Here is an 18,994-nt window from a genome sequence, read left to right as displayed (position 1 = left end):
CGGTTGACCTCCTCCGGCATCGTCATGTCGAAGCTGCGCAGCCCGGCCTCCACATGGGCGACCGGGATGTGCAGCTTGGCCGCGACCAGCGCGGCGGCGATCGTCGAGTTCACGTCGCCGTACACGACGACGAGGTCCGGGGCGCGCCGGACGAACTCGCGCTCCAGACCCACCATGACCGCCGCCGTCTGCTCGGCGTGCCCGCCCGAGCCGACGCCGAGGTTCACGTCGGGTTCGGGCAGGCCCAGCTCGTCGAAGAACACCTTCGACAGGCGTTCGTCGTAGTGCTGGCCCGTATGCAGGACGCTCTGGTCCAGGTCGCCGAGCGCGGCGACCACCGGCGCGGCCTTGACCAGGTTCGGCCGGGTGCCGAGCACGTGCGCGATCGAGGTGATCATTTCTTCCCTTCGCCGCCCGCCGGGCCGCCGGTCGGGCGGCCCGGGGGGCCGCCCGTCAGTAGGCTCCCGAGCCGCGTGTCACGGCCGCGAGCGTCTTCCAGAGGATCTGCACGTCCAGGAACAGCGACCAGTTCTCGATGTACCGGACGTCGAGCCGCACCGACTCCTCCCACGACAGGTCGGACCGGCCGCTCACCTGCCACAGCCCGGTCATGCCCGGCTTGACCGCGAGGCGCCGGAACACGTCCTCGCCGTAGCGGTCGACCTCGTCGGGCAGCGGCGGGCGCGGCCCGACCAGCGACATCTCGCCGCGCACCACGTTGACGAGCTGCGGCAGCTCGTCGATGGACCAGCGCCGCAGCCGGGACCCGAGCCGGGTGACCCGCGGGTCGTCGCGGAGCTTGAACAGCACCCCGCGCGCGGGGTCGGGGTCGGTGAGCTCGCGGCGGCGGCGCTCGGCGTCCACGACCATCGTGCGGAACTTCAGCATCCGGAACGCCCGGCCGCCGAGGCCGACGCGTACCTGCGAGAAGAACGCGGGGCCCGGGTCGTCCAGCCGGATGAGCAGCGCCGTCAGCGCCCACAGCGGACTCAGCAGCACCAGCGCGACCGCCGCCGCCGTCCGGTCGAACAGCGCCTTCAGCACCCGCCGCGTCCCGGTCAGCTCCGGGTGCTCGACGTGCAGCAGCGGCAGCCCGGCGACGGGGCGGATCGACGTGCGCGGCCCCGCGATGTCCAGCAGCGCGGACGCGACGAGCAGCTCGGTGTCGGTCTTCTCCAGCCGCCAAGCGAGCCGCCGCAGCTCGACCCCGGCCAGCTCGGGGCAGGCGAGGACGGCGACCGTGTCGGCGTGGCAGCGCCGGACGACCTCGGCGACCTCGTCCATCCCTCCCTCGACCGGGACACCGCCGACCCGCGCGGGCCCGCCGTCCTCGGGCAGGCACACGGCGACGATCTGCATGCCGTGGTGGCGGGCGCGGCCGAACTCGCGGACGAGTTCGGCCACCGCCTGGCGGTGGCCGACGGCCACGGCCCGGCGCAGGCACTCGCCCTTGGCGCGGCGGCCGTGCAGGTGTTTGCGGAGCCGGTAGCGGCCGAGCAGGCTCAGTAACGTCACCACCGGCAGCGTGAACACCACGAACCCGCGTGCGACCTCGGCCTTCGTGGCGTAGGACAGGACCGCCACGGCGGCGGTCAGGCTGATCCCGGCGTCGAAGATGCGCCGGTACTCCTCGGTGCCGGCGCCGAAGAACCGGGCCTCGTAGGCGCGGGTCGCGGCGACCCAGCACACCCAGATGAACGGCAGCGTGGCGGCGAGCGCCGCGTCCGGACGCGGTGCGACGGCGTCGTCACCGAACCGGAACACGAACCCGCTGACGCCTGCCGCCAGCGCACAGCAGAAATCCAGAGTAATAGCGAGACGAACATGATCGGAAACCCAACCGCGAGCACCTCCCGATCGTCGTGCGGGCCGTAGTGTCACGGTCGTTTCAGGACGATCGACCAAACTCATGCGGGCATCCCCCGCTCCTCCCCGAGACCGCTTCCGTTCCCCCTCCAAGGAACGAATGCGGGTCTGACCCGACAGTTAAGCTGCCAGTTCTCGCGGTTAAAGGGAAGGTAATGCACGGCAGTGGCGTGTGGCCATAACAGGACGCGGTGAACCGCCCTTGTCAGGATGGCCGGATTCGGTCGGGTGAGCTAGGGGAGGGTGACCGGAACCTACCCTGACGCCGTGAGGACCCCCGGCAAGGCGATCTCCGGCACGGCGGTGGCGGCGGCGCTCGCCGCGCTCATGTCCGGCTGCGGCACCGACGAATCCGGGCATACCACCGCCCCCGCCCGCCCGGTCGGCGCGGTGGCGCCGGACCTCGGCAGGCCGGGCCAACTCGTGTTCCGGCAGGGCGGCACCGGGCCGACGGCGGGCCGGCTCGCGGTGGTGCGGCTGGCGGGGGCGCCCGGCGCGCCGGTCGTGACCAGCCCGAACAGCCGCACGATCACCGAGACGCCGTGCGTGCGCGTGCACACCGCCGGCGGCACCGGGGTGTGCCTGACGGTCGAGCGCAAGGCCGTCGCCCAGACGTACGCGATCGTCCTGGACGAGCGGGGACGGCGCTCCCACCTGTTCCCCGTCGAGGGCACGCCGAGCCGCGCGCAGGTGTCGGCGAGCGGGCGGATGATCTCCTGGACCACGTTCGTGGAGGGGCACAACTACCAGAGCAAGAACCTCTCGACGCGGACCGGGGTGTTCGACCGCAGGACCGGGCGGCTGTGGCTTGACCTGGAGAAGTTCCGGCTGCTCCAGGACGGGCGGCGGAACTGGTCGGCCGACCTGAACTACTGGGGCGTCACCTTCACCCGAGACGACGACCGCTTCTACGCGACCGCGCGGACCAAGGAGCGGACCTACCTGGTCGAGGGCCGGGTGAGCACTCGCACGATGCGGACCCTGCGGACGAACCTGGAGTGCCCCTCGCTGTCGCCGGACGGCACCCGGCTCGCGTTCAAGAAGGCGACCGGCGACCCGGCGCGGCCGTGGCGGCTGCACGTCCTGGACCTGCGCACGATGCGGGAGACGGCGCTGGCCGAGCGCGCCTCGGTGGACGACCAGGCCGTCTGGATCGACGACCGGACCGTCGGCTACGGGCTGCTGCGCGGCGGCGGCACCGACGTGTGGACGGTGCCGGCCGACGGGACCGGCGCGCCACGCCTGCTGCTCGCCGACGCCTTCTCCCCGGCCGCAACCCGCTGAATACCCGTCCGAATTTCGGGGGCGATGGCCCCGGCAGCACCCCGCCCCGCGTTCGCTGGACCGGACCAGCGCAGCGCGGGCACCGACCCACCGCGTTATCAAGACCCGCGTCTCCGTGACCCCCCGGGAAGTTTACCGGCCCCCCTTGTCCAAAGTCGGCCACCGTGAACCCTGGCTTTCCAAGCGCTACTCCGACCAATAATGAGCGCGACATTGGACGGGGTGAACTGTTGAGTCGGCTGCACGCTTTCCGCAACCAATTCGTGGACGCGCCCGGTTCTGTCGGCGCGCGGTTTCGGGCGCGCCGGTGGGACTGGCTGCGCGCGACTTTTCCCGGGCTAGAGGCGATGGCGGTCATCGACCTCGGCGGCACGGCGGAGGCGTGGCGACGCGCGCCCGTGCGGCCCGCGTCGGTGCACATCGTCAACCTGGAGAAGCCGCCGGAGGACCTGCCCTCCTGGCTGCGCTCCGACCACGCCGACGCCTGCGAGCTGCCCGCCGAGATCCTCGCGGGCGACTACGACCTGGTCATCTCGAACTCGGTGGTCGAGCACGTCGGCGGGCACGCCCGGCGCCGCATGTTCGCCGACGCGGTGCACCGGCTGGCCGACCGGCACTGGATCCAGACGCCCTACCGGTACTTCCCGGTCGAGCCGCACTGGGTGTGCCCGGGCATGCAGTTCCTGCCCGCCGCCGCGCGGGCGACCGTGGCCCGGCACTGGCCGCTGGTGCACACGCCGCCCGCCGACCGGGCGGCGGCGCTGCGCGCCGTGCTGGACGTGGAGCTGCTCAGCCGCACCGAGATGCGCGCCTACTTCCCGCACTCGGTGGTGCTGTCCGAGCGGGTCGCCGGGCTGACCAAGTCGCTCGTCGCGGTGAAGCGCTCGTGAGCGTGACCGGGGGCGGCTCCCTGGCCCGCACCGACGGGCCCCGGCTGCGGCGCCTCGCCGAGACCGATCCGGCCGCCCGCGACGTGGTCGCCGAGCTGCTGCGGCGCGCCCTCCGGGGCCTGCCGAGGATGCGCACCAGCGAGGACGGCGGGTTCGTCTTCACGATGCGCGGCGACCCGGCGCGCCCGGCGGGGACGAGCGTCCGGTACGCGGCCATCGTCGCGCTCGGCGCGGCGTTCCTGCCCGAGGACGACCAGCGCGCGGCGCTCGGCGGCGACTCGGTCGCCGAGGTGGTCGGCGCGCTCGTCGCCCGGCTGGGCGACACCGGGCCCGGGGAGATCACCTCGCTCGGCGACATCGCGCTGATCTGCTGGGCGGCGGCCGAGACCGGCCACGGCGCGCTGGAGCCCGCGCTCGCCCGGCTCGCCGCCGCCGACCCGCCGGGAGAGCGGCCGGGAGAGCGGCCGGTCTTCACCGTGGACGCGGCGTGGGTCGCCTCGGCGCTGGCGGCCGCGCGCGACGCGGGCGCCGCGTCCGGCACCGCGTCCGGTACCGAGGGCCACCTCGAACGCGCCCGCGACCGGCTGCTCGCCGGGCTGGACGGGCGCCCCCTGTTCGCGCACGAGGTGGGCGGCACGGGCCTCGTCCCGCGCTACCGCGCCCACGTCGGCTGCTTCGCCGACCAGGTCTACCCCGTCCAGGCGCTGGCCCGGATCGGCGACGACCGGTCGGTGGCCGCCGCCGACCGGGTGGCGGGCCGCATCTGCGCGGCGCAGGGCGCGGCGGGCCAGTGGTGGTGGCACTACGACGCCCGCACCGGCGGGGTCGTCGAGGGCTACCCCGTCTACAGCGTCCACCAGCACGCGATGGCGCCGATGGCGCTGCTCGACCTCGCCGACGCGGGCGGGGACGGGCGGCTCGCGGCGATCGCCAGGGGCGTGCGGTGGCTGACCGCGCCGGCCGAGACCGGCGCGTCGCTGCTGCCGGGCGGCGAGCCCGGCGAACCCGTCATGACCTGGCGCAAGGTCGCCAGGGACGACCCCCGCAAGGTCGTCCGGGGTGTGCGCGCGGCGTCCACGAGGCTGCGCCCCGGCCTGCGGTTCCGCTCCCTTGACCGAAGGTTCCCCCCGGTCGCGATCGACCGGGAGTGCCGTCCCTACGAGCTCGGGTGGCTTCTGCACACCTGGCTCTCCCCCACCGCACGGGAGTGACGATGAAGGCGCAGCGTTCCGAGCCGGACCGGCGGCGTTTCCTCGGCGTCCACCTGGACCCGCTGACCATCGACGAGACCGTCGCGCGCTGCGTCAAGGCGGTCGAGGAACGGTCGCCGATCACGATCGGCGTGCTGAACGCGGCGAAGATCGTACGGCTGCGCAAGGACCCCCGGCTGAGCCGCGCCGTGCTCGGCTGCGACCTCGTCCTCGCCGACGGGCAGTCGGTCGTGTGGGCCTCCGCGCTGCTGCGCAGGCCCCTGCCGGAGCGGGTCGCGGGCATCGACCTGATGCTGACGCTGCTGCCCGAGGCGGAGCGGCGCGGCCACCGCGTGTTCTTCCTCGGCGCCCGGCAGGAGGTCCTGGACCGGACGGTCGCCGAGGTCCGCCGCCGCTTCCCCGGCCTCGTCGTGGCCGGGACGCGGCACGGCTACTTCTCCACCGCCGAGGCCCCCGGCGTCGCCGACGAGATCCGCGCGGCGGAGGCCGACCTGCTGTTCATCGGCGTCTCCTCGCCGATGAAGGAGCTGTTCGTCCAGGACTGGTCGGCGCGGACCGGCGCGCAGGTCGTGCACGGCGTCGGCGGGACGTTCGACGTCCTCGCCGGGGAGGTGCGCCGCGCGCCGGAGTGGTGGCAGCGGCGCGGGCTGGAGTGGCTCTACCGCTGCATCCAGGAGCCGATGCGGCTCGGGCCCCGCTACTTCACCACGAACTTCGCGTTCGTCGTCCTGGTGGCGCGGGAGGTGGCCCTGGAGGTCACGCGGAAGCGGACGCCCGGGCGGGGCCGGTCGTCGCGCTCGGCGCGCTCGTCCTCCGCCTCCGGCGGCGGTCGGCCGTGACCGCGGCGCACGTCCCGCCGATCCCCCCGATCAGCGCGATCGCGAGGAACGCGCGGGAGGGCCGGCCGGTCGCCGGCACGGCCCGGTCGCTGCCCGCCGCGACCCGCCAGGTGATGAACGAGCCGGGCCGCGCGCCCTGGGACGCCTGCACCGAGCGGACCCGGTCGTTCAGCACGCCGAGCAGCTTCAGCAGCGTCCCCCGCGCGCCCTCCGCGCTGCCCGCGCTCACGGTCAGGACGAGGTAGGGCTGGTCGTGGATGGGCTGCTCCTGGTTGCCCCGGTTGGCGAGCGCGACCTCGAACCCGCCGCGGCCGCCCGCCGCGCGGACGGCGCGCCGCCCGTCCGCCGAGTCGAGCCAGCGGGACGAGACCTCCGCCATCGTGACGAGCGCGGGCGTGAAGCTCGCGTAGACGTTGCGGGGGAACGACGAGGGCGGCGTCAGGAACGTGACGACCGTGCGCGCCTCGTAGCGCGGCGCGGCCAGTTCCACGCGCACGACGGCCAGCGCCGTCAAGACCACGGCGAGGATCGTCACCAGCGGGTTGCGCCGCAGCGCGACCACGAAATCTCGTATCGCCACAAACCGCTCCAGTCCCACGATTGCGTGACATCGTGGCATGGGAGAGGCGCTGGACGGGCGTGCTCGCCGGGTGTGGCCACGAGGTACCGGCCGGATGACCATGACGGCGGCGGAGGGGCACGGCCGGGCACGGCCGTCACAGGGACGACGGGCGCGTGAGGGGAGACCGGTGGATCTGCTCGACTGGGTGGGGACCCTGCTGCGGAGATGGTGGCTGACGGTGCCGCTGCTCCTCGCGGCGCTGGCGGGCTCGGGCGCGATCGCCCTGGTCACGCCGTGGAAGTACGAGGCGAAGGCCACCGCGGTACTGCTCTCCTCGCCCGTCCAGGCCAAGCAGGCGGGCGGCAACCCGTGGCTGGTCTTCGACAGCTCGCTGACGGTCACCGCGGAGGTCGTCGGCCGGGAGATGATGGACCCGCGGACGGCCGCCGCGATCCGGGCGAAGGGCGGGACCGCCGGCTACGTGGTCGGGGTCGCGCCCGACTCGACCGGACCGGTTCTGGCCATCGAGGCGAGCGGCTCCGACGCCGCCGGCACCAAGGCGACGCTCGACGCGCTGCTCGCCGTCGTGCCCGAGCGGCTGGCCAGGCTCCAGGCGCAGGAGAGCGTGGCGCCGCACGCGCAGATCAGGATGAACGTCATCAGCGCGACCCCGCAGGCGACGCGGGTGTCCACCGACAAGATCCGCCTGGTCGTGATGACGCTGTTCCTCGGGCTGGCGGTCACCGTGGCGGTGCCGCTGTTCGCCGAGGTGCTGTCCGAGCGCCGCCGCCGGGGCCGCGAGGGCGGACGGGCCGGAGCGCCTCCCCCCGACCGCACCGAACCGCCGAACACGGCGGCCTCGGCCGGGCCGCACCGGCTGGAGACGCCCAAGCCCAGCACCCGCGAGGCCGCGCCGCCTCCGGCGCGGCGCGGCGCCCTGCCCCGGCGGATGGGGACGGTGAGCCGGGCGGACACGTCGGACGCCCCGGACACCTCGGACACGGCAGGCCCGGAGGAGCCCGCGCCGGACGCGCCGGGGGCCGCGGAGGCCAGGGGCAAGCCCAGGTCCAGGGCGTCCGACACGCCCGACACCTACGGCCTGCTCGACTCGCAGGCCCCGCGCACCAACGGGACCCGGCCGCAGTGGGGGTCCGAGCCCGCCGAGATGTCCGAGCCGGACGCCTAGCCCGCCGATGGCCCTGCTCACGGCACCCGACGACCGGCCGGTCGCGACACGTCCCCCGCTCGGCCGGGTGGACGTCGTCACCGTGCTCAGCGTGTTCGTGTTCGTGCTCACGGTCGTGCCCGCGCGGTTCGTCGTGGGGCCGCTCGGCGCGGCGGGCACCCCCGCCGGGATCATGGCCGTGCTGTGCCTGTTCTGGTACCTCAGCTCGATGATCGCCGGGCGGACGTCGCCGGTCCAGGGCCGCCAGCCCGTCCGCACGGTCATGGTCCTGTTCGTCTGCGCGATGCTCGGCTCGTACGCGGCGGCGATGCAGCGGACGCTGCCGGGCCTGGAGGGCAACGCCGCCGACCGGGGGCTGATCCTCACCGCCGGATGGGCGGGGATCGCGCTGCTGGCCGCCGACGGCGTCGAGCGCCTGGACCGGCTGGAGGCCGTGCGGCGGCGGCTCGTGGCGGGCGGCGGCGCCATCGCGGTCGTCGGCTGCCTCCAGTTCTTCACCGGCTTCGACCTCGCCGGGCACCTGGCGTTCCCGGGCCTGACGACGAGCACGAACTACACCTCGCTGCTGAGCCGCGACGAGTTCAACCGGCCGATGGCGACCGCGACCCACCCGATCGAGTTCGGCGTGGTGATGGCGATGCTGCTGCCGCTCGCGCTGCACGGCGCCGTCTACGCCGGGGAGGGGCGGCGCGGGCGGCGCTGGTTCCTGGTCGCGATCATCCTGCTGGTGCTGCCGATGACGGTGTCGCGGTCGGCCGTCCTCGGGTTGGCGGTGGTGTGCCTGGTCGTGCTGCCGATCTGGCCCGTGGTGTGGCGGGTCACGGCGGTGCTCGTGCTGGGCGTGTTCATGGTCGCGCTGCGCGCGCTGGTGCCGGGGCTGATCGGCACGCTGACCGGGCTGGTCTCCGACATCGGCTCCGACTCCAGCACGGTCACCCGCACCAACGACTACGTCGTGATCGGGGAGTCGGTCGCGCACCGGCCGTGGTTCGGGCAGGGCTTCGGCACCTACCTGCCGCAGACGTACCGGATCCTGGACAACCAGTACCTGCTGTCGCTGGTGGAGACCGGCCTGGTCGGGGTCCTGGTGCTGCTCACCGTCATCCTGTCGGGCTGGTTCCTCGCCCGGTCGGCGCGCCGCGCCCTCCTCGCGCGCGGGGACCGCGAGACCGCCCACCTGGCGCAGTGCTACGCCGCGTCGATGGCGGTGGCCCTGCTGTCGTTCGGGACGTTCGACGCGTTCAGCTTCCCGATGGTGGCGACGCTGATGTTCCTGACGCTCGGCTGCTGCGGCGCTCTGTGGCGCCTGTCCCGCGAGGACTGAACCTCACGGCGGGGGCTCACGGCAGGACGGCCTTGCCCGTCTCCGCCCACACGTTGCCCTTCCAGACGTTGCCGGGGCCGCGCGGCTCGAACGAGGTGACCGGGCCGAAGAAGCCGCCCTTGCGGAACATCTTCCGGCTGAACACGTTCCGGACGACCCTGATGTTGGACGTGCGGCCGAACCGCCCCTTCCCGCCGTAGAGCGCGTAGCCGCCGCCGGAGAGCAGGTTCCCGTCGATCGTGACGTCGTGCGCGCGGCCGAAGTCCTGGTAGATCGAGATCGCGGAGGTCTGCGAGACGGGGTTGAGCACCACGTTGTGCCGGACGACGAGCGACAGCCCGGGAGCCGGCCCGGAGTTGGACTGCACGCCGGTGACGTGGTCGCCGGGGAACTCCTTGAGCTTCTGGATCAGGCAGTCCTCGATGAGCCCGTGGTCGGTGTTGATGCCGTTGGCGACCGTGTGGACGTAGCTTCTGCGGACGGTCACCATCCCGCCCTGGTTGAGGATGCCGTACTGCACCTTCGTGCGGCCGTCGCCGTTGATCTCGGAGTTCTCCACCCGCAGCCCGCTCGCGCCCTTGCGCTGGATGATGCCCCACTGCCCGGCGCCGACCAGGTGGGTGTTGCGGATCGTGACGTCGCTGGCGGCGACGTTGATCTCCGTCCGGACGAGCAGCCCGTCGATGACCGCCCCGCGCTTGCGGATCGTGATGGGCCCGCTCGGTCTGAGCCGCCGCCCGCGCGGCACCCCGACCGTCTTCAGGTCGGGCCAGGTGATGCGGGAGCCCTCGCCCCCGGCGGGCGCGGGCGACTTCAACTCCAGCGGCGGCACCGACACGGTCGGGCCGGTGGGCGCGGCGGGCTGGGACACCGGCGGGGGGACGGGGGCGGTGGCGCTCGCCTTCGCGCCCTCCTCCCCGTCCGAGCAGCCGGCCAGGCACAGCGCCGCGACCGTGATCGCGGGCACGAGCTTGCGCATGCGGTTCCTCCCTAGCGAAGAACTATCCGAGGGCCTTTCGCAGGGCGTCGGCCACCCGCTGCTGCTGCTCCTCGGTGATCTGCGGGAACATCGGCAGCGACAGGATCCGCCCGGCGGCGGCCTCGGCGACCGGGAAGTCGCCGGGCCCATGGCCGAGGTAGGCGAACCCTGGCTGGAGATGGACGGGGACCGGGTAGTGGATCCCCACCCGGATCCCGAGGTCGCCCATCCGGGCGGCGACCTCGTCGCGCCGGGGGACGCGGACGACGTACAGGTGCCAGACGTGCTCCTCGCCCGCCGGGCGCGGCAGGACGACCCCGGGGATCCCGGCGAGCAGTTCGGCGTAGCGGGCGGCGGCGGCGCGGCGCTGCTCGTTCCAGCCCTCCAGGCGGCGGAGCTTGGCGCGCAGCACGACGGCCTGGAGGGTGTCCAGCCGCGAGTTGAACCCGACGATCTCGTGCTCGTACTTGCGTTCGCTGCCGTGGTCGCGCAGCAGCCGCACGGTCCGCGCCAGCTCCGCCGACCCGGTGACGACCGCGCCCGCGTCGCCGTAGGCGCCGAGGTTCTTGCCGGGGTAGAAGCTGGTCGCGGCGATCGCGCCGGTGAGGTGCCGCCCGTCCCTGGCCGCGCCCTGCGACTGCGCGGCGTCCTCCAGCACCGGCGGGCCGAGGTGCAGCAGCCGCTCCAGCGGGGCGAGCCGCCCGTACAGGTGGACGGGGACGATCGCGCCCGTCGCCGGGGTGACGGCGGCGGCTGCGAGGTCGGCGTCCATGAGCAGGTCGGCGGGCTCGGCGTCCACCAGGACGGGCCGGGCGCCCGCGCGCACGACGGCCTCGGCGGTCGCGACGAAGGTGTTGGCGGGCAGCACGACCTCCGCGCCGGGGCCGGTGCCGCGCAGGTGGAACAGCGCGCGCAGCGCCAGCTCCAGCGCGTCGGTGCCGTTGGCGAGGCCGACGGCATGCTGGGCGCCGTTGAAGTGGGCGTACTCGCGTTCGAACGCGGCCACGTCGGGGCCCTGGACGAACGCGCACTTGGCGAGGACGCGGTCGAACCCCGCGCGGACCTGCCGGTCGACCTCGGCGTGCGCGGCGGCGAGATCGACGAAGGGGACCTCGGTCATGGGGCTTCCTTCCGGTGCGGTGCGGGACGCAGGTAGCGCGCGGGCGAGCCGACCCAGACCTCGCCGGGGGGCACGTCGCGCAGCACGACCGCGCCCATGCCGACGAGGGCCCCGGGCCCGATCTCGACGCCCTGCCGGATCAGGGCCCCGGCGCCGAGGTAGGCGCCCGCGCCCACGCGCACGCCGCCGCCGAGCCGTACGCCCGAGGCGATCGTGGCGTAATCCTCCACGACGTCGTCGTGGGTGACCGTGACGTGCGGCATGATCGCGACGTGCGCCCCGACGCGGGCGGACGCGGTGAGGACGGTCTGGGCGAGCACGACCGACCCGGGCCCGATCCGCGAGGACGGCGACACCCACGCGGACGGGTGGAGCAGCGTGGCGTACCGGGCCGGGGGCAGGCCGAGCCGCTCGACGATGCGGCGGCGGCCGTCGTAGCCGGCGGGGCTGCCGACGCAGACGACGACCTGGGCGTCCGGCGCCGCCTCGACCGCCTTGGCGCCGCCGAGGATCGCGACGCCGTCCACGAGGACGCCGGCGCGGTCCGGGTCGTCGTCGACGAAGCCGAGCAGCCGCCGGCCGGGCAGCGCGGTGACGGCCTGCGCGGTCTCGCGTCCGAAGCCGCCCGCGCCGTAGATGAGGAGCCCGCGCGGTTCGGGCGGGGAGTCAGGCATCGGCGCCTTCCAGGGTCCGCAGGCCGCTGAGGGCGCCGCGCGTGCGGTGGAACAGCAGCCCCATCGCCGCGAGCGCGACGAGCCCGGCGACGGCCAGCGCGGCGATGTCGGGGGCGAGGGTGAGGTGCGCCGCCGCGGCGGCGAGCCCGACGGTCGCGGCGACGAGGGCGGGCGGCGCGACCCGCGCGAGGACGGCGCGCGCCCCGACCCCGGCCCGCCGCAGCTCCCACAGGTAGAACGGGAGCACGACGCCCGCCGCGACCGCGACGTGCGCCGCGCCGACACCCGGGATGCCGTACCAGTGCGCGCCCGCGACCAGCGCCGGGACCAGCACGACCAGCCACACGAGCTGGACGGTGAACACCGCGCGGGAGCGGGCGAGCACCACGAAGTAGTCGTACATCAGCTCGAACATGATCCGCAGGCCGCCGAGGATCGCGAGCCACAGCAGCGCGTCGGCCGCCGGGCCCCAGTCGGCCCCGTACACGAGCCGGATCAGCGGCTGGGCGGCGCCCGCGAGCAGCAGGCAGACGGGCAGCGTGAGCCCGGCGAGCAGCCCGGCGGTGGACAGGAACGCGCCGCGCAGCGCGGGCGGGTCGTGCTGGAGCCGCGCGAACGCGGCGGGCGCGACGCTGCGGACGGGCTGGGAGAACATCGTCACGGGCCAGTTGGACAGGTTGAAGGCGAGCACGTAGAAGCCGAGCGCGGTCGCGCCGAGCAGGTGCCCGACGACGACCTGGTCGACGGTGGCGACCGCGAACACGACGACGCTCGACCCCGCGAGCGGCAGCCCGAACCGCAGCAGCGCCCGCGCGCGGGCCCGGTCGAACCCGAACCGCAGCGGCTCGGGCGCCGCCCACACCAGCAGGACGGCGGACGCGGCGGACCCGGCGAGCCGCCCGACGGCGAGGCTCATCGCGCCGGTGCCGGTCGCGGCGAGCGCGATCGACACGATGGCGCCGCCCCAGTTGTTGGCCTGGTCGGCGAGCATCTTGCGGTCCTGCCGGAAGCCGCGTTGCAGCAGCGCGGCGGGCACCGCGACGACGCCGCTGACGACGACGCTGAGCGTGAGCAGCCGGATCACGCCGGACGCGGCGGGCGCGCCCATCGCGGTCGCGAACGCGGGCGCCCCGGCGAAGCACACCGCGTAGATCAGGGCGCTGGACGCGACGGAGATCGTCGCGACCGTCGGGGCGATCTCGCGCGGGTCGCCAGGCCAGCGGACGATCGCGAGGCTGACCCCCAGCTCGTGGAAGCTGAGCACGGCCAGCAGCGCGACCATCGCGACCGCGAACACGCCGAACTCCGACGGGCCGAGCAGCCGGGCGAGCGCGATGCCGATCGCGAGCGTGCCGAGCCGCCCGACGGCGGTGTTGACCAGGCTCCAGCCGAGCGCGCGGGACGCCTTGCCGAACAGGGAGTCCTCGTCGCCGACGGTCAGCCTGCTCACCGCGGCCCCTCCTTCGGGAGGGGCTTGCCGGCGACGGCGTTGAAGTCGTCGCGGGCGACCGGGCCGCGCAGCTTGCGGGCCTTGCGGGCGAGCTTGTAGCCGGCGACGCGGACTGCGGTGACCGCCGCGTCCCGGGCGGTGCCGGACGCGGCCGACAGCGCCTCCCGGTAGATCTCCTCCTGCACCTGCGCGGCGCGTTCGAGGCTGAACCGCTCGGTGACGAGGCTCCGGCCGTAGGCGCCGAGTTCCTCGCGGCGGGCCTCGTCGCGGGCGAGGTCGCGCAGGATCTCCTCCAGCCGCGCGGCGCCGCGTCCGCCGACGCCGTACCAGCCCTGCTCCAGGAAGGTGGGCTCGGTCTCGGGGGTGAGCGGCTCGAAGAACCCGCGCTCGCCCTGGACGACGAGGGGCCGCGCGAACGCCAGCGACCGCAGCGCCGACCCGCCCATCCCGAGCGCGATCGACGCGGCGGCGTAGGCGGGGCGCGGGTCGTCGAGCTGCCCGGTGAGCACGACCGCGCGGCGGCCGGCCCGCGCGTTGGCCTGCGCGGCGCGGGCCTCGACCTGGTCGCGGCACGCCCCGTCGCCGACCACGACGAGCCGCAGCGGCGGGTCGGTCGCGAGCCCGCCGACGACGTCGATCGCGGTGAGCAGCCCCTCCAGCTTCAGCTCGGCGGCCAGCCGGGAGACGACCACGATGTCCAGCGGCCCCTCGTGCAGGCCGAAGCGCGCGCGGAACGCGCGGGTCGGGTGGCCGGGCGAGTTGGCGCGGACGTCGACGGGCGGCTCGATCAGGTGCACGGCGCCCGGCCGTCGGCCCCGCCGCTCCAGCACGTCCCGCCGGATCTGGTGCGTCCCGACGACGAGCGGCAGCGAGGCGGGCAAGAACGGCGCGACCGCCATCGACATCACCGTGCACACCGCCGCGACGCCCGGGCGGCGGCGCGCGGTGTAGAACGCCTCCAGGCCCGGCGGCCACTCGTAGCCGTGCACGACGTCGATTCCGCGCTCCTCCACGAGCCGTCCGAGCATCCGGACGGTCGACGGCCACGGGCGGCGGCGCCCCGGGTCCAGCGGCACGTGCTCGATCCCGGCGGCCAGCACCCGCTCGACCAGCGGGCCGGGGTCGCTCACGACCATGACCCGGTGGCCGAGGTCGCGCACGGCCCCGGCCAGCTCGATCGCGTTGATCTGGCTGCCGCCGATCGCCATGTCGTGCGGGTAGACCAGGATCCTCATGCGCGCGCCGCCACCGCCTCGACCACCCGGTCCTGCTGGGCCTCGGTCATGTCGTGGAACAGCGGCAGGATCAGCGAGCGGGTCGTGAACCGGTCGGTGGCGGGCAGGTCCGCCGGGACGTCGGCGTAGGCGGGCTCGCGGTGCGCCGCCATGATCCCGCGCCGGGCGGAGATCCCCTCGTCCAGCAGGTGCTGGAGCAGCGCGTCGCGGCCGGTGCCGTAGCCGTCGGGCAGCAGGATCCAGAACGACTGGAAGTTGGTCGTGCCGTGCCCGGGGTCGCCCGCGCAGGCCAGGCCGGGGATCTCGGCGAGCAGCCGCCGGTACCGCGCGGCCAGCTCCCGGCGCCGCTCGATGATCGCGTCGAGCCGGCCGAGCTGGACCAGGCCCATCGCGGCCTGCATGTCGGTCATGCGGTAGTTGAAGCCGGTCTCGTCGTACTCCTCGACGACCGCCTTCGCGCTGCCGTGCCGGTCGGCGGCGCTGACGCTCATCCCGTGCTCGCGGAGCCGCCGCCCGCGCCGGGCGAGGCCCTCGGCGTCGGTGGTGGGGCCGGTGGTGGGACCGGTGGTGAGCATGCCGCCCTCGCCGGTCGTCATCAGCTTGCGCGGGTGGAACGACCAGGCCGCGAGGTCGGCGCCCGCCGCGACGGGGCGGTCCTTGTAGGTCGAGCCGACCGCGCACGCCGCGTCCTCGATGACGGCGATGCCGAGCGGGTCGCACAGCCCCCGCACCGCGTCGAGGTCGGCGGGGATCCCGGCCTGGTCGACCAGGATCACCGCGCGGGTCCGGGGCGTGCGGACGGCCTCGACGTGCTTGGCGTCCATGTTCCCGGTCGCGGGGTCGACGTCGGCGAACACGACGCGGGCGCCCGCGTGCCGGACGACGTTGGCGGTCGCGATGAACGACAGCGACGGGACCACGACGTCGTCCCCGGGGCCGACGCCCGCGAGCAGCAGCGCCAGGTGCAGCGCGGTCGTGCAGGAGGAGACGGCGACGCCGTGCGCGGCGCCGACCCGCCGCGCGAACGCGGTCTCGAACTCGGCGACGCGCGGCCCCTGGGCCACCCATCCGGAGCGGACGACCGCGGCGACGGCCGCGGCCTCCTCCTCGCCCAGCACGGGCCTGATGACGGGGATCACGGTGCGGGTTCCTCCAGTGCGGGTGAGACGGGATCACAGTGGACGAGCCGGGCGAGCTGCCGCGCGCGGCAGCCCCAGTCGTGCCCGGCGGCGTAGGCGCGGCGCCGCGCGACCAGCTCCGGCGTCGGCTCGGCGGCCAGCTCCTCCTCGACCGCGCGCAGGAACCCGCGCGGCGTCGACTCGGACCTGATCAGCTCGCGGCCGTCGGGGAAGTCGCGCAGCCAGCGCGTCGCGGGCAGGTCGGTGGACACGACCGCGCGGCCGGCGGCGAGGTAGTCCAGCGTCTTGATGGGGAAGCTCGCCCGGTTGAAGTCGTCCAGCAGGTAGGGCGTCAGCCCGACCCGGATCGTGCGCAGGTAGGCGGGCAGCTCGGCGAAGCTCCTGCGGCCCGCCCAGTACACGTTCGGGCGCCCGATGAGCGCCCGGAACCGGACCGGGTGGTGGCCGGGGTCGTGCGGCCCGATCAGGACCAGCGGGTGCCCGGCGTCGGCGATCGCCTCCAGCAGCCCGAGGTCGATGCGCGCGTTGATGTGCCCGGCGAACCCCACCGCCGGGCGGTCGAACCTCGGGACGTCGCGCGGCCACGGCTCGTCCTCGATCGCCGCGTACGCCTCGGGCGCGCAGCCGTTCGGGACGAGCGTCGTCGCGAACCCCCGCTCCCGGAACTGGTCGCGCAGCAGCGGCGAGCAGACGGCGATGGCGCCCGCGCGCGCGGCCATCGAGTCCCGCGCGGCGGCGACCCGCTGCCGGGGCAGCCCGATCAGCTCCGAGCCCGCGACCAGGTCGTCGGTGACGTACAGCACCGTGCGGGTGTCCTTCACCGCGTCCAGCAGGTCGCTGTGGGTCGCGACCACGACCCCCGCGACCCCGCCGCCGGCCGCGCCGCCGACCCGGCGCGCGAGGCGCCGCGCCGTCCTGCGGGCGGCGCGGCGCACGAGCATGGCCGTCACGTGGTGCATGCCCGGCCGGTACATCGCGGGGAGCACGCGCGGCCGGATCCGCCACACCCCGTCCGCCTCCCGGCGCAGCGACGACCCGCGGAACGCGCTCGCGAGGTGCGGGCGCAGCAGCGGCGTCAGCAGCGACACGGGCGGGTCGACGTACAGGACGGGGTGCATGTCGCCCAGCCGTTCCGCGAGCTGCCGGTCGGTCCCGGCCACGCCGTCGTACGGCGTCCCCGCGAAATAGATGATCACATGGGCTCCCGGCGGGCGTCCCGCCACCAGGCGACCAGCCGGCCGAGCCCCTCCTCCAGCCCGACCTGCGCCTTCCAGCCGAGGTCGCGCTGGGCGGCCGAGACGTCCGCGAGGCGGCGCGCCACCCCGTTGACGGCGCGGGCGGGCCCGAACTCCAGGCCGAGGTGCTCGGCGTCCATGATCCGCAGCAGCGCCTCGGCCAGCTCGCGCAGGCTCGTCTCGACACCGCAGCCGATGTTGTAGGCCGCGTCGCTCACCGGCGCCTCGGCGGCCAGCAGGTTCGCGCGGGCGATGTCCTCGGTGAACACGAAGTCCATCGTCTGCTCGCCGTCGCCGAGGATCAGCGGCGGCCGCCCGTCGGTGATCCGCTCCATCCACCGGATCAGCACCTCGGTGTACAGGCCGTGGACGTCCATCCTCGGCCCGTACACGTTGAAGTACCGCAGCGCGACGTAGTCGAGCCCGCGCATCGCGCGGAAGCTGCGCAGCATGCCCTCGTTGAACGTCTTCGCGGCGCCGTAGAAGGTGTCGTTGTCGTAGGGGTGGTGGTCCTCGGCGGTCGGGAAGACCTGCGCCATCCCGTACACCGACGCCGACGAGGACGCGACGACCTTGCGGACCCCCGCGTCGGCCGCCGCCTCGACCACCTCGTAGGTTCCGTCGACCAGCACCTCCAGCGCGAGCCTCGGCTCCTCGGCGCACTGGGTGATGCGGATGGCGGCGAGGTGGAACAGCAGGTCGGTGCCCTCCATCAGCGTCCGGACGAGGTCGCGGTCGCGGATGTCGCCGTCCACGACCTGGACCACGCCGCCGTCCAGGCACCCCGCGAGGTTGGCGCGGCGGCCCCGGACGAAGTTGTCCAGCACCACCACCTCGGCGGCGCCCGCCGCGACGAGCTGGTCGACGACGGTGGACCCGATCGTCCCCGCGCCGCCGGTGACCAGGCAGCGGGATCCTTCGATCATGCGTGCTCCTTCATGACGTCGCTCTCTGCCACGTGCCGGACGGGGACCAGCGCGCCGCCCTCGGCGACACTGCGGTCGGCGGCCTCCAGCAGCGCGACGACCCGCAGCCCCGCGTCCCCGCCGGTCAGCGGGGGCCGCTCCTGTGTGATCGCGTCCGCCAGCTCGGCCATGACCTCGCGCAGCGCCTCCCGCTCGGGCAGCGCCGGGACGAGGACGTCGCCGACCCGGTAGGAGACCAGCGCCTCGTGCCGCTCGTCCTGGCCGAGCGTGCCCGCCGGGGCGCGGTCCACGCCCCGGTCGTACACCGCGAGCCGCTGGACGGGGTTCAGGTCGTCCCACACGATCGTGCGCCGCGACCCGCCGATCACCGTCGTGCGGATCTTGGTGGGGCTGAGCCAGTTGACGTGGACGTGCGCCATGACCCCGGTGGACAGCAGCACCGACAGGTGCGCCACGCACAGCCGACCGGCGTTGATCGGGTCGCTGCCGCGCGCGGCGACGGCCTCGACGGTCACGTCGGCGGGCAGCACGTGGTCGAGGATCGACAGGTCGTGCGGGGCGAGGTCCCACAGCACGTCCACGTCGGGCTGGACGAGCCCCAGGTTGATGCGCACCGAGTCCACGAACTGGACGTCGCCGATCTCGCCGCCGTGGATCAGCTCCCGGATCTTCCGGACGGCCGGGGTGTAGCAGTAGGTGTGGTCGCACATCAGCACCAGCCCGTACCGGGCGGCGAGGTCGACCAGCTCGGCGCTCTGCGCGGCGCTCGGCGTCAGCGGCTTCTCGACGAGGACGTGCTTGCCCGCCTCCAGCGCCGCCCGGACGAGCTCGAAGTGCGTCGCGGCGGGCGTGGCGATCGCGACCGCCGCGACGTCGGGATCGTCCAGCACCTGCCGGTAGGACGGCGTCGCCCGGACGGTCGTGTACGGCCCGAGCACCGTCCGGGCGCGTTCCTCGTCCAGGTCGCACAGCCACCTGAGCCGCAGCGCCGGGGTCGCCTGCGCCGTCCGGACCAGGTTCGGGCCCCAGTATCCGGCGCCGACCACCGCGAGGCCGATGGGTTCCATCAGGGCG

Annotated in this window: 18 protein-coding genes; 6 read left to right on the top strand and 12 right to left on the bottom strand. The window is 74.6% G+C overall.

The features are described 5' to 3' along the window. Positions 1-398, bottom strand: a 398-nt coding sequence (locus tag GNZ18_RS11285; protein ID WP_173390731.1) for a UDP-N-acetylglucosamine 2-epimerase, incomplete at its 3' end; no start/stop codon positions are given. 55 nt (positions 399-453) lie between these two features. Then, entirely contained in the window at positions 454-1,911 is a 1,458-nt protein-coding gene (locus GNZ18_RS11280) for a sugar transferase (protein WP_156216170.1), read from the bottom strand. A gap of 222 nt (positions 1,912-2,133) precedes the next feature. Between GNZ18_RS11280 and GNZ18_RS11275 the strand changes: the two genes are divergently transcribed. The 4 genes from GNZ18_RS11275 to GNZ18_RS11260 all read left to right on the top strand — a co-directional run bounded on the left by GNZ18_RS11275 (position 2,134) and on the right by GNZ18_RS11260 (position 6,090). Continuing rightward, on the top strand, positions 2,134-3,150 hold the full coding sequence (locus GNZ18_RS11275; RefSeq protein WP_216651235.1) for a TolB family protein: 1,017 nt from the start codon (positions 2,134-2,136) through the stop codon (positions 3,148-3,150). A 347-nt stretch (positions 3,151-3,497) separates the two neighbouring features. Further along, positions 3,498-4,040 (top strand): class I SAM-dependent methyltransferase, encoded by a 543-nt coding sequence (locus tag GNZ18_RS11270; RefSeq protein WP_214617110.1) that lies wholly within the window; start codon positions 3,498-3,500, stop codon positions 4,038-4,040. Then, on the top strand, positions 4,037-5,251 hold the full coding sequence (locus GNZ18_RS11265) for an amino acid adenylation domain-containing protein (protein ID WP_156216168.1): 1,215 nt from the start codon (positions 4,037-4,039) through the stop codon (positions 5,249-5,251). Before GNZ18_RS11270 ends, GNZ18_RS11265 begins: the two co-directional genes overlap by 4 nt. Before the next feature lie 2 nt (positions 5,252-5,253). Continuing rightward, positions 5,254-6,090: a WecB/TagA/CpsF family glycosyltransferase gene (locus GNZ18_RS11260; RefSeq protein ID WP_156216167.1), complete on the top strand. Its 837-nt coding sequence runs from the start codon at positions 5,254-5,256 to the stop codon at positions 6,088-6,090. Here GNZ18_RS11260 and GNZ18_RS11255 read toward each other — a convergent pair. Further along, positions 6,008-6,670: a hypothetical protein gene (locus tag GNZ18_RS11255; protein WP_156216166.1), complete on the bottom strand. Its 663-nt coding sequence runs from the start codon at positions 6,668-6,670 to the stop codon at positions 6,008-6,010. The two genes, GNZ18_RS11260 and GNZ18_RS11255, sit on opposite strands and share 83 nt — an antisense overlap. Positions 6,671-6,839: 169 nt before the next feature. Between GNZ18_RS11255 and GNZ18_RS11250 the strand changes: the two genes are divergently transcribed. Together GNZ18_RS11250 and GNZ18_RS11245 are read left to right on the top strand one after the other, a co-directional pair. Further along, the gene (locus GNZ18_RS11250) at positions 6,840-7,838 is read left to right on the top strand and encodes a YveK family protein (protein ID WP_156216165.1); all 999 of its coding nucleotides are present in this window, start codon (positions 6,840-6,842) and stop codon (positions 7,836-7,838) included. 7 nt (positions 7,839-7,845) lie between these two features. Next, on the top strand, positions 7,846-9,162 hold the full coding sequence (locus tag GNZ18_RS11245) for an O-antigen ligase family protein (RefSeq protein WP_156216164.1): 1,317 nt from the start codon (positions 7,846-7,848) through the stop codon (positions 9,160-9,162). Positions 9,163-9,178: 16 nt separating this feature from the next. On the opposite strand, the gene GNZ18_RS11240 is transcribed toward GNZ18_RS11245, so the two are convergent. The 9 genes from GNZ18_RS11240 to GNZ18_RS11200 are packed head-to-tail and all read right to left on the bottom strand — an operon-like array spanning position 9,179 to position 18,987. After that, positions 9,179-10,141 carry a right-handed parallel beta-helix repeat-containing protein gene (locus GNZ18_RS11240; protein WP_156216163.1) on the bottom strand — a complete coding sequence of 321 codons (963 nt, stop codon included), beginning with the start codon at positions 10,139-10,141 and terminating at the stop codon, positions 9,179-9,181. A gap of 22 nt (positions 10,142-10,163) precedes the next feature. Further along, on the bottom strand, positions 10,164-11,261 hold the full coding sequence (locus GNZ18_RS11235; RefSeq protein WP_156216162.1) for a DegT/DnrJ/EryC1/StrS family aminotransferase: 1,098 nt from the start codon (positions 11,259-11,261) through the stop codon (positions 10,164-10,166). After that, on the bottom strand, positions 11,258-11,935 hold the full coding sequence (locus GNZ18_RS11230) for a NeuD/PglB/VioB family sugar acetyltransferase (RefSeq protein ID WP_156216161.1): 678 nt from the start codon (positions 11,933-11,935) through the stop codon (positions 11,258-11,260). The genes GNZ18_RS11235 and GNZ18_RS11230 overlap by 4 nt, the downstream gene beginning before the upstream one ends. Beyond that, positions 11,928-13,385, bottom strand: a complete 1,458-nt coding sequence (locus GNZ18_RS11225) for an oligosaccharide flippase family protein (RefSeq protein ID WP_156216160.1) — start codon at positions 13,383-13,385, stop codon at positions 11,928-11,930. Before GNZ18_RS11225 ends, GNZ18_RS11230 begins: the two co-directional genes overlap by 8 nt. Beyond that, the gene (locus tag GNZ18_RS11220; RefSeq protein WP_156216159.1) at positions 13,382-14,620 is read right to left on the bottom strand and encodes a glycosyltransferase; all 1,239 of its coding nucleotides are present in this window, start codon (positions 14,618-14,620) and stop codon (positions 13,382-13,384) included. The genes GNZ18_RS11225 and GNZ18_RS11220 overlap by 4 nt, the downstream gene beginning before the upstream one ends. Next, positions 14,617-15,759 carry a DegT/DnrJ/EryC1/StrS family aminotransferase gene (locus GNZ18_RS11215; protein ID WP_216651234.1) on the bottom strand — a complete coding sequence of 381 codons (1,143 nt, stop codon included), beginning with the start codon at positions 15,757-15,759 and terminating at the stop codon, positions 14,617-14,619. The genes GNZ18_RS11220 and GNZ18_RS11215 overlap by 4 nt, the downstream gene beginning before the upstream one ends. Beyond that, complete coding sequence (locus GNZ18_RS43625) at positions 15,756-16,955, bottom strand: glycosyltransferase (protein ID WP_156216158.1); 1,200 nt, start codon at positions 16,953-16,955, stop codon at positions 15,756-15,758. The genes GNZ18_RS11215 and GNZ18_RS43625 overlap by 4 nt, the downstream gene beginning before the upstream one ends. Next, positions 16,952-17,920: an NAD-dependent epimerase/dehydratase family protein gene (locus GNZ18_RS11205; protein WP_156216157.1), complete on the bottom strand. Its 969-nt coding sequence runs from the start codon at positions 17,918-17,920 to the stop codon at positions 16,952-16,954. Before GNZ18_RS11205 ends, GNZ18_RS43625 begins: the two co-directional genes overlap by 4 nt. Next, complete coding sequence (locus tag GNZ18_RS11200; protein WP_156216156.1) at positions 17,917-18,987, bottom strand: Gfo/Idh/MocA family protein; 1,071 nt, start codon at positions 18,985-18,987, stop codon at positions 17,917-17,919. Before GNZ18_RS11200 ends, GNZ18_RS11205 begins: the two co-directional genes overlap by 4 nt. Positions 18,988-18,994 lie beyond the last annotated feature (7 nt).

This window comes from Actinomadura litoris, from assembly GCF_009733595.1.
Taxonomy (GTDB): Bacteria; Actinomycetota; Actinomycetes; order Streptosporangiales; family Streptosporangiaceae; genus Spirillospora; species Spirillospora litoris.
This window is presented reverse-complemented; position numbering and strand designations above follow the sequence as displayed.

What these genes read in the sequence shown, in the direction of transcription:
- GNZ18_RS11280 (WP_156216170.1), bottom strand. Translation starts at nt 1,911, where the DNA reads ATGAGTTTGGTCGATCGTCCTGAAACGACCGTGACACTACGGCCCGCA.
- GNZ18_RS11270 (WP_214617110.1), top strand. Translation starts at nt 3,498, where the DNA reads ATGGCGGTCATCGACCTCGGCGGCACGGCGGAGGCGTGGCGACGCGCG.
- GNZ18_RS11260 (WP_156216167.1), top strand. Translation starts at nt 5,254, where the DNA reads ATGAAGGCGCAGCGTTCCGAGCCGGACCGGCGGCGTTTCCTCGGCGTC.
- GNZ18_RS11245 (WP_156216164.1), top strand. Translation starts at nt 7,846, where the DNA reads ATGGCCCTGCTCACGGCACCCGACGACCGGCCGGTCGCGACACGTCCC.
- GNZ18_RS11240 (WP_156216163.1), bottom strand. Translation starts at nt 10,141, where the DNA reads ATGCGCAAGCTCGTGCCCGCGATCACGGTCGCGGCGCTGTGCCTGGCC.
- GNZ18_RS11235 (WP_156216162.1), bottom strand. Translation starts at nt 11,261, where the DNA reads ATGACCGAGGTCCCCTTCGTCGATCTCGCCGCCGCGCACGCCGAGGTC.
- GNZ18_RS11230 (WP_156216161.1), bottom strand. Translation starts at nt 11,935, where the DNA reads ATGCCTGACTCCCCGCCCGAACCGCGCGGGCTCCTCATCTACGGCGCG.
- GNZ18_RS11220 (WP_156216159.1), bottom strand. Translation starts at nt 14,620, where the DNA reads ATGAGGATCCTGGTCTACCCGCACGACATGGCGATCGGCGGCAGCCAG.
- GNZ18_RS11205 (WP_156216157.1), bottom strand. Translation starts at nt 17,920, where the DNA reads ATGATCGAAGGATCCCGCTGCCTGGTCACCGGCGGCGCGGGGACGATC.
- GNZ18_RS11200 (WP_156216156.1), bottom strand. Translation starts at nt 18,987, where the DNA reads ATGGAACCCATCGGCCTCGCGGTGGTCGGCGCCGGATACTGGGGCCCG.